General features: G+C 71.2%; 10 protein-coding genes. 5 read left to right on the forward strand and 5 right to left on the reverse strand.

The window, feature by feature from the left end; all coding sequences use genetic code 11:
* Window positions 1–171: 171 nt before the first annotated feature.
* A complete protein-coding gene (locus J7I97_RS35760) occupies window positions 172–2535 on the forward strand; it encodes a chitinase C-terminal domain-containing protein (protein WP_214944015.1) in 2364 nt (787 codons plus the stop codon).
* Between the two features lie 136 nt (window positions 2536–2671).
* On the opposite strand, the gene J7I97_RS35765 is transcribed toward J7I97_RS35760, so the two are convergent.
* On the reverse strand, window positions 2672–3820 hold the full coding sequence (locus tag J7I97_RS35765) for an ROK family transcriptional regulator (protein WP_308365836.1): 1149 nt from the start codon (window positions 3818–3820) through the stop codon (window positions 2672–2674).
* 63 nt (window positions 3821–3883) lie between these two features.
* Between J7I97_RS35765 and J7I97_RS35770 the strand changes: the two genes are divergently transcribed.
* Both J7I97_RS35770 and J7I97_RS35775 read left to right on the forward strand, forming a co-directional pair.
* Entirely contained in the window at window positions 3884–5110 is a 1227-nt protein-coding gene (locus J7I97_RS35770) for an MFS transporter (RefSeq protein ID WP_214944017.1), read from the forward strand.
* A gap of 174 nt (window positions 5111–5284) precedes the next feature.
* Window positions 5285–5926: a DUF5995 family protein gene (locus J7I97_RS35775; protein WP_214944019.1), complete on the forward strand. Its 642-nt coding sequence runs from the start codon at window positions 5285–5287 to the stop codon at window positions 5924–5926.
* A gap of 79 nt (window positions 5927–6005) precedes the next feature.
* Here the strand turns inward: J7I97_RS35775 and J7I97_RS35780 are convergent, their stop codons facing one another.
* Window positions 6006–7730 (reverse strand): NAD(P)/FAD-dependent oxidoreductase, encoded by a 1725-nt coding sequence (locus J7I97_RS35780; RefSeq protein ID WP_214944021.1) that lies wholly within the window; start codon window positions 7728–7730, stop codon window positions 6006–6008.
* A gap of 65 nt (window positions 7731–7795) precedes the next feature.
* Entirely contained in the window at window positions 7796–8608 is an 813-nt protein-coding gene (locus tag J7I97_RS35785; RefSeq protein WP_214944023.1) for a carbon-nitrogen hydrolase family protein, read from the reverse strand.
* A gap of 1521 nt (window positions 8609–10129) precedes the next feature.
* Here J7I97_RS35785 and J7I97_RS35790 point away from each other — a divergent pair.
* Window positions 10130–10711 (forward strand): DUF4158 domain-containing protein, encoded by a 582-nt coding sequence (locus J7I97_RS35790; protein WP_214944025.1) that lies wholly within the window; start codon window positions 10130–10132, stop codon window positions 10709–10711.
* Here the strand turns inward: J7I97_RS35790 and J7I97_RS39740 are convergent.
* Window positions 10708–11400, reverse strand: a complete 693-nt coding sequence (locus J7I97_RS39740; protein ID WP_214944027.1) for a hypothetical protein — start codon at window positions 11398–11400, stop codon at window positions 10708–10710. The genes J7I97_RS35790 and J7I97_RS39740 overlap by 4 nt on opposite strands.
* Between J7I97_RS39740 and J7I97_RS35800 the strand changes: the two genes are divergently transcribed.
* A complete protein-coding gene (locus J7I97_RS35800) occupies window positions 11390–12979 on the forward strand; it encodes a Tn3 family transposase (protein ID WP_214944029.1) in 1590 nt (529 codons plus the stop codon). The two genes, J7I97_RS39740 and J7I97_RS35800, sit on opposite strands and share 11 nt — an antisense overlap.
* A gap of 100 nt (window positions 12980–13079) precedes the next feature.
* Here J7I97_RS35800 and J7I97_RS35805 read toward each other — a convergent pair.
* Window positions 13080–13329: SDR family NAD(P)-dependent oxidoreductase (locus J7I97_RS35805; RefSeq protein ID WP_214944031.1), on the reverse strand; the 250-nt coding region annotated here is incomplete at its 5' end.

Raw genomic sequence — 13329 nt, forward strand, 5'->3', positions numbered from 1 at the left:
CCCACAGTTGGTCCAGACCTATTGACGAGGTGGTCTAGTCCTCTTAACGTTCCCTTCATCCTCCCCGGGAGACAGCCCGTCAGATGTGCGCACGTCACGGGCCAACACGCGTCACTTCTCTGCCTGTTGTGCCCTTCGTGTCCTGCCATCCTCCCCTCCCCAGGAGGCACCATGATGTCCCCCACGCGTACGAGAGCGATGCTCCTGGCATCCGGCGCCGCAATCGCCGGACTGCTGGTGGGCGGGCTCTCGGCGGGCGTCTCGCACGCCGCCGACCAAGAGTCCTGCCGCCCCGACGGGCTGTACAAAACCGCCGGTGTCGACGTCCCGTACTGCTCGGTCTACGACTCCGAAGGCCGCGAGAAGATGGGCGCCGACCACCAGCGCCGCGTCATCGGATACTTCACCGGCTGGCGCACCGGCAAGGACGGCACGCCCGCCTACCTCGCCAACAACGTCCCGTGGTCCAAGGTCACCCACCTGAACTACGCCTTCGCGCACGTCGGCGCCGACAACAAGATCTCGGTCGGCGCGGACAACGCGAACAACGCCGCTACCGGGATGACCTGGCCCGGGGTCGCGGGCGCCGAGATGGACCCCGCCCTTACGTACAAGGGCCACTTCAACCTGCTGACGAAGTTCAAGAAGCAGTACCCGAACGTCAAGACGCTGATCTCGGTCGGCGGCTGGGCCGAGACCGGCGGCTACTTCGGCGACGACGGCAACCGCGTCGCCTCCGGCGGCTTCTACTCGATGGCCACCAATGCCGACGGCTCGGTCAACCAGGCCGGCATCGACACCTTCGCGGACTCCTCGGTCGAGTTCGTCCGCAAGTACGGCTTCAACGGCGTCGACATCGACTACGAGTACCCGACCACCATGAAGGACGCCGGCAACCCGCTCGACTGGCAGCTCTCCAACGCCCGCCGGGCCGGGCTGGTCAAGGGCTACGCGGCGCTGATGAAGTCCCTGCGCGAGAAGCTCGACCGCGCGGGCGCCGCCGACGGCAAGCACTACCTGCTGTCCGTCGCCGCCCCCTCCTCCGGCTACCTGCTGCGGGGCATGGAGACGTTCCAGATGCAGAAGTACCTGGACTACGTCAACGTCATGTCCTACGACCTGCACGGCGCGTGGAACGAGTACGTCGGCCCGAACGCCTCGCTCTTCGACGACGGCAAGGACGCCGAACTGGCCGCCGCGGGCGTGTACTCCACCTCCCAGTACGGCGGCATCGGCTACCTGAACACCGACTGGGCCTACCACTACTTCCGCGGTTCGATGCCGTCGGGCCGCATCAACATCGGCCTGCCGTACTACACCCGCGGCTTCAAGAACGTCACGGGCGGCACGGACGGCCTGTGGGGCAAGGCCCCGTCCGCCACCTGCCCGGCCGGCGCGGGCCTGACCAAGTGCGGTGACGGCGCGGTCGGCATCGACAACCTGTGGCACGACCTCGACACCAACGGCGTCGAGGCCCCGGCCGGGTCGAACCCGATGTGGCACGCGAAGAACCTCGAGAAGGGGGTCGTCGGCGACTACATCACCAAGTACGGCTTCCCGGCGAACACGACGCTGACCGGCACCTACGCCCGCAAGTACGACTCCACGCTGGTGGCGCCGTGGCTGTGGAACGACCAGAAGAAGGTCTTCCTGTCCACGGAGGACGAGCAGTCCGTCGCCGCCAAGGCCGACTACGTGGTGAACAAGGGCATCGGCGGCACGATGGTCTGGGAGCTGGCGGGCGACTACGCCTACAACGCCGCCAAGGGCCAGTACGAGACGGGCGACACGCTCACCACCGCGATGTACGAGAAGTTCAAGGCGGCCGCGCCGTACGGGGCCAAGCGCGCCACCATCGCGATGCCGAGCCAGGCGATCAAGGTGGACGTCGACTTCGGGCAGTTCCCGCTGGGCGACTCCAACTACCCGATCAGCCCCAAGCTGAAGATCACCAACAACACGACGGCGACCCTGCCGGGCGGTACGGAGTTCCAGTTCGACTACTCCTCCTCGGCGCCGAACAACGCCAAGGACCAGTCCGGCTGGAACACCCAGATCATCCGCAGCGACCACACGGGCACCAACGTGGGCGGCCTGAAGGGCGACTACAACCGGGCCTCGCTGAAGCTGCCGTCCTGGCAGTCGCTGGCCCCGGGCGCCTCGGCGGAGGTGGACTTCGTCTACTACCTGCCGACCTCCACCCCGTCCAACTGGACGGTGACCTTCGGCGGGAACACGTACGGCATCGCCGGTGACCTGGCGCGCGGTGCGACGGTGGTGGAGCCGGGCGGTGCGACCACGCCGCCGCCCACGACCACCCCGCCGACCACTCCCCCGCCGACCACCGCGCCTCCCACGACCCCGCCTCCGGGTGGTACGTGCACCAGCCCGGCGTACGTCGCGGGTACGGTCTACACGGCCGGCCAAGTCGTCTCGCACAAGGGCCACAACTGGAAGGCGCAGTGGTGGACGCAGAACGAGGAGCCCGGCACCACCGGTGAGTGGGGCGTCTGGAAGGACCAGGGCGCCTGCTGACACCGTGTGGGTGAGCACGACGCGAGGACCCGGTGGCCCGGCGGCCACCGGGTCCTCGCACGTTTCCCGTACGCGGGAACGGTGGAAGGGCGGGGCGGGGAGAAAGGCACCGCACGGCGGTACGCGTATGCGCCGGTCAGCCGCCGAACAGCTCCGCCTGGGCGGACTCGCGCGCGGCCAGGCGGGCACCCGTGAGGACCGCCGGGCCGCCGAGGGCGGTGGCGCGGACGTCCGTGGTGACCGGGGTCAGGGTGGTCAGCCGCAGGGCGACACGGGCGGCGAGGGCGTCCCCGCCCGCCCGGCCGAGTTCACCCGCCAGGACCACGCACCCCGGGTCCAGGATGGCCGCGACCGCCGCCGCCCCGAGGGAGAGCCGTTCGGCGAGTGCGTCCAGGAACGCCTCCCCGGCGGCGCCCGCCACGGCCTCCTCCACCGGCCCGGTGAAGCCGTGCTCCGCCGCCAGCGCGGCCACCGCGTCCCGCCCGACCAGCGCGTGGTAGCCGCCCGCGCAGTCCGTGGCGGAGGGCAGCCCGCCCGTCCCGGGCACCGGGAGGAAGCCGATCTCGCCCGCCCCGCCGGACGCGCCCCGGCGCAGCCGGCCGTCCAGGACCACCGCCGCGCCGACCCCCGTGCCCAGCCACAGCAGCACGAACGAGTCCACGTCCCGCGCGACCCCCACCCGCTGCTCGGCCAGGGCCGCCAGGTTGGTCTCGTTCTCCACCACCACCGTGGCCGGCAGCCGCCGTTGGAGGGCCGCCACGAGGTCCCGGTGCCAGGACGGCAGCCCGATGGTGCCGCCCAGCTCACCGCTGGCGGGGGCGACCAGCCCCGGGGCGCCGATCACCACCGTGTGCAGCCGGTCGGCGCCGGCTTCCGTGGCGAGCGCCTCCAGCCGGTCCACCGCCTCCTCCACCGCGTCCACGGGGAGGGCCGCCCGGGCCAGGGGCCGGCCGAGTAGGTCGGCGATCACCGCGGTCGCGCTGTCGGTACGTACGTCCAGCGCGGCCAGGTACGCGCGGCTGGCGACGATCCCGTACAGCCGGGCGTTGGGCCCGCGCCGCTGTTCGCCGGACTCCCCTACGACCTCGATCAGCCCGGCCTCGCCCAGCCGCTCGACGAGGTCGGCGACGGAGGGCCGGGACAGCCCTGTCATCGCCTTGAGCTGGGTCGCCGTCAGCGGCCCCGCCTCCTGGAGGAGTTGCAGGGCGAGCCGGTCGTTGATGGCCCGGGCCGTGCTCGGGGACGCGGGGGACGGCGGGGCGGTCAGGGCCTTGGCAGGAGTCACGGCGCCATCTTAGGGAGTTCGCGGGATTAACTATCAGGCAGGTTCCCTGATAGTTTACGTCTCATGACCGGGGATACCGACACCGACATCGAGCTCCGCCCGGCGCGGCTGCGCCATGCCCGCCTCGCCATCGCCGCCGTCTTCTGCGTCCACGGCGCGGTCACCGGCTCCTTCGCCACCCGCATCCCCTGGATCCAGGAGCACGCCCAGCTCAGCGCCGGTACTCTGGGCCTGGCCCTCGCCTTCCCCGCCCTCGGCGCGGCGCTCGCGATGCCGCTCGCCGGTCGGCTCAACCACCGCTTCGGCGCACGCCCCGCGCTGCGCGGGCTGCTGGCGCTGTGGACCCTGTCCCTGATCCTGCCGAGCCTCGCCCCGAACCTGGTGGCGCTGTGCTGCGCGCTCTTCGTCTACGGGGCCACCGCCGGGATGGCGGACGTTGCGATGAACGCGCTCGGTGTGGAGACCGAGAACCGGCTCGGCCGCTCGATCATGTCCTCGCTGCACGGCATGTGGAGTGTGGGCGCGCTGTTCGGCTCGGCCGCCGGTACGGTCGCCGCCCATGCGGGCGCCGACGCACGGCTGCACCATCCGATCGCCGCGCTCGCGCTCACCGCGGCCGGGCTGGTCGCCGTACGAGGGGTCCTGGACCTGCGCAGTGACGACGGGGCGCCGGCGCCGCCGCACTTCGCGCTGCCGCCGAAGTCCGCACTGTTCATCGGCCTGATCGGGTTCTGCGCGGTCTTCGCCGAGGGCGCGAGTATGGACTGGTCGGCGGTCTACCTGCGGGATGTGCTCGACACGGATGCGGGGCTCGCGGCCGCCTCCACCACCGCGTTCGCGCTCACCATGGCGCTGGCCCGGCTCGCCGGGGACCGGGTGGTGGACCGCTTCGGGGCGGTGCGTACGGTCCGGGCGGGCGGTGTACTGGCAACCGCGGGCGGCCTGTTCGTGGTGACGGCCCGGCATCCGGCCGCGGCCATGGCGGGGTTCGGGCTGATCGGGCTGGGCATCGCGGTGGTGGTCCCGCTGGCGTTCGCCGCGGCGGCGCGCAGCGGCCCGGCCCCCGCGCAGGCCATCGCCGGTGTCGCGACGATCACGTACACCTCGGGCCTGATCGCACCGTCGGCGATCGGGGCGGTGGCCGACGCGACCTCGCTGGTGGTGTCCTTCGGGCTAGTCACGCTGTTGGCCTTCGCGCTGATCGCGGGGGCCGCCGTACTGCGGCCCAGGCAGGCCGCGGGCGATCCGACGCCTGCCAACCGGGACGAACCTGCCGGTATACGCCCGTAACATACCCCTGCCGCTGCGGTTCGTTCGAGCAGCGTCCCCTGGTCGACTCGGGGACCTCCGCCTACGACGAGCAGGACGCCCCGGACACGCCGCGTTGACGGTGTTTCGCCCGAACCGGCGAAGCGTACGGCCAAGTTCCCCGCATCCGCCCGGCCGACTGGGACGCTGCGTCCCATGGAAGCGGTGCTCGCGCGGATGCGCGCCCTGGACGAGCGACTCCCCGAGCGGGACGGCGTCGCCGTCTTCAACCGGGTGTACCTGACGGTGACGGAGACGCTGCACGAGCGCATCGCCCACGGCGGATTCCCCGCGCCGCGGCGGGCGGAGGCGCTGAGCGTGCTGTTCGCGGAACGGTATCTGACGGCGGTGGAGGCGGACCGGGCCCCGGCGTGCTGGCGGCCCCTGCTCCAGTACCGGCGCCACCCGGGGGTCCGGCCGTTGCAGCACGCGCTGGCCGGGATCAACGCGCACATCGGCCATGACCTCGCGCTGGCGGTGGTGGCCACCTGTCGGCACCTGGACTGCGAACCGGCCGCCCTCGAAGCGGACTTCGACCGGGTCGGGGACACCCTGGTGAGCTTGGAGGAGCACATCCGGGAGGACCTGATGCCGGGCCCGGACCTCCTGGAGCTCGCCGACCCGCTGACCCATCTGCTCGGCTCGTGGAGCCTGGAGCGCGCCCGCGCCGGCGCGTGGGCGGCGGCCCGGCTGTTGTGGACCCTGCGGCGGTCACCCGACCTGGCCGAGGAGTTCACGGAGTCCCTCGACGCGGGAGTGGGCCTGGTCGGCCGCTGCCTGCTGACCCCGCGGGGCTGAAGGAACGCGGACATTGAAAACGGGCCGCCGCCGCGATTGTTGCGCGGGGGCGGCCCGTGGTCACGGGGTCCTGGAAGGATCAGTCTTCCGGGAGTTCGACCGGGGCGATGTCGTCGTAGACGTCGCCGGGGCCCGGGTTGGTGCTGTCGGTCGTGCCGCCCAGGTGGTGCATGACACCCCAGACCGCGTTCAGCGCCGTCTGCACCGCGCCCTCGGCCCACCCGGCCGTCCAGGAGATGTCGTCGCCCGCGAGGAAGATGCCGCGCTTGTCCTCGGGGAGGCGGTCCTGCATGAAGTGGGTGAACAGGCGGCGCTGGTAGCGGTAGTGGCCCGGGAGGTTGGCCTTGAACGCGCCCATGAAGTAGGGCTCGTTCTCCCAGGACACGGTCACCGGGTTGCCGATGATGTGGCGGCGGATGTCGACCTTCGGGTAGATCTCGCCGAGGGACTTCAGCATGACCTCCATCCGCTCGTTCGCGGACAGCGGCAGCCACTTCAGGCTGTCGTCGCACCAGGTGTACGAGAGGCAGATGACGGCCGGCTGGTCCGGGCCGTTGTCCAGGAGGTAGGTGCCACGGGTCATCCGGTCCGTGAGCGTCATCGACATGACGTCGCGGCCGGTCGGGTTCCCTGCGTCGTCGACGGCCTTGTCGAGCCAGAAGGGGCGGTCGACCGGGATGAAGAGCTTCGAGGACTCCATGTAGTGGGTGCGCTCGATCGCCGTCCAGTGGTCGATCGGGAACAGCGTGTCGTCGCACGCGATCTTGGAGAGGAGCATCCAGGACTGGGCGGTGAAGATCGCGGCGCGGTACGTACGGATGTCGCCCGACGCGTCGGTGACCGTGATGCGGTTGCCGGCCGTGCGGTGCAGGCGGGTCACGGCGGGGCGCGGCGCGCCCTCGTGCAGGGAGGACAGGGAGGTGCCCTGAGCCCAGTGGATGATCTTCTCGGGCTCGCGCTCCCACAGGCGCAGCGGCAGCTGCTGCGAGCCGCCGACGATGCCGCGGTGGTGGTCGTCCGCCTCGGTGTAGACGACGCGGAGGATCTCCAGGATGGAGTTGGGGAAGTCGGTGTCCCAGCCGCCCGTGCCGAAGCCGACCTGGCCGAAGATCTCGCGCTTGCGGAAGGACTGGAAGGCCTCGGACTTGCAGAGGAAGCCGTAGAAGGTCTCGTCGTCGAGCTTCTCGACGAGCTTCGCCCAGATCTCGCGGATGCGCGGGACGTCCCGCTCGCGCATCGCGGTGTTCATGTCGGAGAAGTCGGCGCCCTCGTCCAGGCAGGCGTTCCACGCGGCGGACACGTCGCGGTAGATCTGCGGGAGGTCGGCGATGGTCTCCGCGTAGTGGGTCTCGCCCTTGAGGTCGACGACCGTGGAGGGGGTGGCCTCGGCGAGCGGGTTCGGGAAGGGCTCCGTCACCAGGCCGACGAGGTCGATGTAGTGCTGGAGGGCGGTGGAGGACGGCGGGAAGCGCATGGCGCCCATCTCCGCGGTCAGGCCCTCGGTGCCGGCGCCCTCGAAGCCGACGGTGCGCAGCCGGCCGCCGATCTGGTCGGCCTCGTAGACGACGGGCTTGAGGCCCATCTTCATCAGCTCGTACGCGGAGATGATGCCGGAGAGCCCGCCGCCGATGACGGCGACCTCGGTGCCGTGCTCGGTCGCCGGTATCTGGCCCAGGCCCGCCGGGTGGGCGAGGAAGTCGTCGTACGCGTACGGGAAGTCCGGGCCGAACATGGTGATCGGCGGCATGACCGGCGGCTGTCCGTCGCTGTGCGGGACGGCGGTGGTGGGCACCGTGGACGTCATGGGGTACGACTCCTTGCAGGGCGGGGCAGGGGGGAAGGCTCAGGCGGGGGCGTGGGGCGTGGGGCTCAGACGAGGGAGGCGTAGAGCCCGGGGCGCCGGTCGCGCAGGTACGGGTTGGTCTCGCGCGAGGCCCGCAGCAGCTCCGGGTCGGCCTCGCCGAACACCATCTCCTCGCCGCGGCCGGCCCTGGTACGGGTGACCCCGTCGGGACTGGCCAGGCAGCTGAGGCCGACGAACTCGAACTCGCCCTCGGGGCCGGTGCGGTTGACGTACGCGATGTACATCTGGTTCTCGAAGGCCCGTACCGGCACCAGCTGCTCGGCGACGAACTGGAACGGGTGCATCTGCGCGGTCGGGACCAGGAGGAGGTCGGTCCCGGCCAGTGCGTGGGCGCGGACGTTCTCGGGGAACTCCACGTCGTAGCAGATCATGATGCCGATGCGGAGGCCGTTCAGTTCCGCCTGGACCACGGGGGTGTCGCCGGGGGTGAAGGCGTCCTGCTCGAAGCAGCCGAAGAGGTGGGTCTTGCGGTAGTTCGCGAGCGGGGTGCCGTCGGGGCCGATGAGCTGCGCCGAGTTGTAGACGGCGCCGCCGTCCGCCGCCGCCGCCCGCTCCGGGTAGCCGTACAGGACGGCGATCCCGTGGCGGCGGGCGATCTCGCCGACGGCGACGGCGGACGGGCCGTCGGCCGCTTCGGCGAGGCCGGGGATGTCCTGGAGGTCCAGCGCGTAGCCGGTCAGGAACATCTCCGCGGTCACGAGGAGCCCGGCCCCGCTCTGTGCGGCGCGCGCTGCGGCCTCGTCGAGCGCCTTGAGGTTCTCGGCGGTGTCGCCGAGCCGTCCGGAGCTCTGGAGGAGGGCGGTGCGCAGCGGGGCCATGGGCGTACCTCTGTGACAGGTGGGGAGGGGGTCATACGACGGTACGTTCGGGCGTTGGACCGCGACAAGCCGTGAGCGTTGCGCTCCGCGCATCGATTCGTTGCGCGTTTGGGTGCTGGGGCGGTGATTCGTTGCGCAGCTGCCGTTAAGCGGCCGGATGGAAGGCCGGGTGGGCGCGGAGGCGTCGCAGGTACGAGCGTACGTGGGGGCGGGGTGGGCGGGCAGCGGGCCGCAGTGGCCAAGCGCGACCCACAGGTCGGCGTCGGCGATGGTCGGGCGATCTCCCAGGGCGTACGGCCGGCGCTCCAGCAGGTCGAGGGCGCCGACCGCTCGGCCCGCGGGGCGGCCCCGTCGAGCAGGGCGCGGACGGCCGCGGTGAAGAGGGCGAGGGCGGGGGCGGGCACAGGTCGGGGCGGCCGGCGAGGCGGATGGCGAGGTCGTCGAGGAGCACCAACCCCGCCGGCCGCGGCGACCCCCGGAACCCGCCGCCCCCACCACTGGCTCCGAGACCGCCCCAGGCGAGGCGGGGGGCGCGACGCGGCGACGCGGGCGGGGAGGAGCCGGAGGAGCGGGGGGCGGGCAGAGGCGTACGGGACTGGCCGTAGGGACGGGCGGAAGCGGACGGGCGGAGGCGGACAGGGCTGGCCGCACATAGGGACGGGCGGGGCCGGCCGGCCGGCTGGCTGGCTGGCTGGCTGGCTGGCTGGCTGGCTGGCTGGCTGAGCAGGGTTGGGCTGGACGGGGTGGACGGGGTGGTTGAGGGGCAAAGCGGAGCCGGACGGAGCTGGGCGCAACGCCGTTTCAGCCGAGTCGGCGTGTGAGGTACACGGTCCGGGGCGCGACCCCGCGCCACCACACCACCGGCCCCACCCGCCATCGCGGCGAAGGAGCCGGGGCGCAGCCAGCGCCCCGCCGACCGTCGAGGCTCGTGCATCCGGAGACAGCGCCCCGGAAGTCCGGGCACAGCCACCGCCCGACCGACCCCGTCAGCCATGGACCGGGCACAGCCACCACACCGCCCGCACCACTGGCCGTCGAGGCCCGGGGTCTGGGGGCGCCACCAGGGGGAGCCGGGCGCAGCCACCACCGCCGACCGTGCCGACGCGCGGGGCATAGCCCGGGGAGCCGGGTGCAGCCACCACCGCCGACCGGGCCGCAACCCGGGGAGCTGGGCGCGGCCACCGCTGCAGGACGTGCCGTCGAGGCGTGGGCCCGGCGGGTGCGGTGGTGGTCGCGGCGGCGGGGCTTGGGGGCGGGGCGGCAGCCAGTCGGCAGCAGCCGGCCGGCGGGCGGCAGCCAGCGGGCGGGCGCCGACGGGCCGCAGCCAGCCGGCGGCAGTCGGCGGGCGGGAGCGGGCCGTCAGCCCCGGAGGGGGGCGGCGCTGCTGGCGCGGAGGAGGTCGATGTGCAGGCGTCGGGTGAGCCAGCAGGGGGTATCGCCGAGGTAAGCCCAAAAGGGGCCATGGAATGATCTTGAAGCCGTGAAGGCCCGGCGCGTCACCCGTTCGGCTCAGGTTCGTTGATGGCGATGACTGTCGTCTGGAGCCTGGGGTGGGTAGTGACATCGATCGAGCGAACGGCGTATCCGCGGTTCAAGCGGCTGATCACCGCGCACGAGCTGCATCTGTTCTTCTCGCCGACTCGCGATGAGCTGGAGTGGGCCGCCGACCGTACGGACAGCGATGATCATCTGCTGGCCCTGCTGCTGACGCTGAAGTCGTATCAGCGGATGGGGTGCTTTCCGAAGGTGGGGGACATTCCGGAGGCGGTGTCGGAGTTCGTGCGGCGGGCGGTGGAGCTGCCGGAGGGCACGCTGGCGGTGTACCGGGCGGCGAAGACCATGAAGAACCACCGGGGCCTGGTCCGGCAGCGGGTTGGCGTGGCCTACGACCAGCGCAGGGCCCGGCGGATCGCCGAGGAGTCGATCCGCAAGGAGGCCGAGTCGAAGAACCGGCCGGCGGACCTGATCAACATCGCGCTGGAGAAGGTGGTGGAGGCCGGGCTGGAGCTGCCGGCGTTCTGCGGGACTACAAGCCCGTCAAGCGCCTCGCTCTGGTGGCGTGCCTGGCGCACAAGGCGCGGATGCGGGTCCGTGACGACCTAGCGACGATGTTCTGCAAGCGCGTCGCGATGAAGATCAAGAAGGCGAAGCAGGAGCTGGAGGAGATCCGGCTGGCCGAGCGGGAGATCGTCGAGGCCCTGATCGGGAACTACCGCACCGTGCTGAAGAACGACGAGGGGGGTCCCGCTCAGGTGGCGGTGGAGAAGGCTTCGGCCATGACCGCCGAGGTCCGGATGGCCTTGGAGGGCCTGGACGAACAGGCGTCGGCCGACGAGGTCGCACGGCGGCTGGAGGGCAGGGTTTCCCCGGCGTTCCTCGCCCTGGCCAGGGCCCAGGCGGTGCAGGCGGGTGGGCTGGGCGCGGTCACCAAGGCCGTGGAGGGCTTCGGTGGTTTCGCGGGGCAGTACGAGCAGATCGAGAAGGTCTCCGCCCATCACGGCAACTTCTGGGAGGTGCTGCTGTACGGGCAGATCGGCCGGGACCGGGCGGTGATGTTCGACCTGGCCGGGAAGCTGGAGTTCACCGCCACATCGGAGGACGCGCGGGTCCTGGACGCGCTCGCGCACGCCCAGCGGCACCAGGGGGCCCGCGGCGAGTACATCAGCGCCCTGGGCGAGGACGGCCGTGCGGTGGACGTCTCCTTCGCCACGCAGAACTGGCAGAAGGCCGTGGCCGAACAAGACGCGGCCGGGGCAGTTCGTCCGCAAGCACTTCGAGGCGATGGTCTTCACCGCCCTCGCGGAGGAGCTGCGGACCGGCGACGTGGCCGTGGTGGGCTCGGAGGAGTACGCGGACTGGTCCCAGCAGCTGCTGGCCTGGGAGGCCGTGCAGGAGAAGCTGGGCGCCTACCTGGTGGAAGTCGGCCTGTGCGAGGAGGGCGAGGCCGCCGGGTTCGACGCGAAGTTCTTCCGCCGGCAGCTGGAGGACAGGCTGCGCGATGCCGCCGCGGCGGCGGATGCCGGCTACCCGGACAACGAGGGCCTCGTCATCGATACCGAGACGGGCATCCCGTCGCTCAAGGCGCACCGGGCGGACGCGCAGCGGCCGTCCGCGAAGCGGCTGGAGGAGGAGATCAAGGCCCGGATGCCGGAACGGTCCCTGATGGGGATCGTGGCCCGGACCGCGTACTGGATGGAGTGGTGGCGCCGTTTCGGCCCGGCCTCCGGCAACGAGCCCAAGCTCCAGGATCCCTTGGGCAGGTATGTGATCACCACGTTCGTGAAGGGCACCAACATGGGCCCCTACGAGGCCGCCCGGCACATTCCCGGGGTGAGCGGGCACGAGCTGGCGTATGTGGCGAACCGGCACTTCTCCCTGGTGCTGCTGAACGAGGCGATCGCCGACCTGGTCAACGCGCACGCCCACCTGGACATCTCGCAGGCGTGGGGCGATGGCACCACGGTGGCCGCCGACGGCACCCACATGGACACCTACATCGCGCTGTTCACGCACTTCATCCCGTGCGGGGTGTGGGAGGCCGTCTACATCATCGAGGGCCTGTTGAAGAACACCTCCGAGGTGCAGCCGGCCACCGTGCACGCCGATACCCAGGGACAGTCCCAGCCGGTCTTTGCGCTTGCCCACCTGCTGGGCTTCGATTTGATGCCCAGGATCAGGAATTGGAAGGGCATGACCTTCTACCGGCCCTCGAAGCAGACGGAGTACGTGCACATCGACGCTCTGTTCGGCGAGGTGGGTAAGAACGTCATCGACTTCGACCTGATCGAGTCCCAGTTCCGGCATCTGATGCGGGTGGCCGTGTCCGTGCAGGAGGGTGCGATCTCCTCCTCCACGCTGCTCAAGCGGCTGCGGTCCGGGTCGAAGAAGAACGCCACCTACGCCGCTTTCCGTGAGGTCGGCCGTGTGATCCGCACCGTGCAGCTGCTGCGCTACCTCGCGGACGCGCCGCTGCGCCGGCGGGTCACGGCGGCGACGAACAAGGTGGAGTCGTTCAACCGGTTCTCCCAGTGGATCGGGTTCGGCAACCGCGGCATCATCGCCGACAACGACCCGGTGGAGCAGGAAAAAGCGATGAAGTTCAATGCTCTGCTCACGAATGCGGTCATTTTTCACAATGCCCTGGACATCGCCGAGATCGTGCGGCAGCTGCTGGAGGAGGGCTGGACGATCGAGCCGGAGGACTTGGCCCACATCTCCCCGTACCTGACCGAGCACATCAACCGGTTCGGCGAGTACTCCACCCACGAGCTCGCCATCCGGCCCGACGCCTACGACCCGAAGCTCGACGTCGACTTCACCCCGCTGCGCGAGCAGGACCTCACCACCGCCGGTCTCAGCCAGGCCGCCTGAACAGCGCGGCCCCGGCTGGAGAGATCAGGAGGGGATGTGGGCGCACCCGACACGTTAGGCCGTTCGTTGTACCCAGTGGCCGGGCGTTGGCGCCCGCAGGTCACCAGGGGATGGCGCCGTCGTCTTCGAAGAATGAACCGGTCGGGCCGTCGTCGGGAAGCGTGGCGAGCCGGATCGCGGTGGCTGCGCCCTGCTCGGGGGTGCGGGGTCCGTGGAAGCCGGTGAAGTCGGTCGCGACCAGGCCCGGGCAGGCGGCGTTGATCAGGATGTTCGTACCGTCGAACTGCCGGGCGTACTGCACGGTGATGGCGTTGAGGAACGACTTCGACGGCGCGTAGGCCGCCATGATG

Source organism: Streptomyces sp. ISL-87, assembly GCF_018614095.1.
Taxonomy (GTDB): domain Bacteria; phylum Actinomycetota; class Actinomycetes; order Streptomycetales; family Streptomycetaceae; genus Streptomyces.

What these genes read in the sequence shown, in the direction of transcription:
- J7I97_RS35760 (WP_214944015.1), top strand. Translation starts at nt 172, where the DNA reads ATGATGTCCCCCACGCGTACGAGAGCGATGCTCCTGGCATCCGGCGCC.
- J7I97_RS35770 (WP_214944017.1), top strand. Translation starts at nt 3,884, where the DNA reads ATGACCGGGGATACCGACACCGACATCGAGCTCCGCCCGGCGCGGCTG.
- J7I97_RS35775 (WP_214944019.1), top strand. Translation starts at nt 5,285, where the DNA reads ATGGAAGCGGTGCTCGCGCGGATGCGCGCCCTGGACGAGCGACTCCCC.
- J7I97_RS35780 (WP_214944021.1), bottom strand. Translation starts at nt 7,730, where the DNA reads ATGACGTCCACGGTGCCCACCACCGCCGTCCCGCACAGCGACGGACAG.
- J7I97_RS35785 (WP_214944023.1), bottom strand. Translation starts at nt 8,608, where the DNA reads ATGGCCCCGCTGCGCACCGCCCTCCTCCAGAGCTCCGGACGGCTCGGC.
- J7I97_RS35790 (WP_214944025.1), top strand. Translation starts at nt 10,130, where the DNA reads ATGGCGATGACTGTCGTCTGGAGCCTGGGGTGGGTAGTGACATCGATC.
- J7I97_RS35800 (WP_214944029.1), top strand. Translation starts at nt 11,390, where the DNA reads ATGGTCTTCACCGCCCTCGCGGAGGAGCTGCGGACCGGCGACGTGGCC.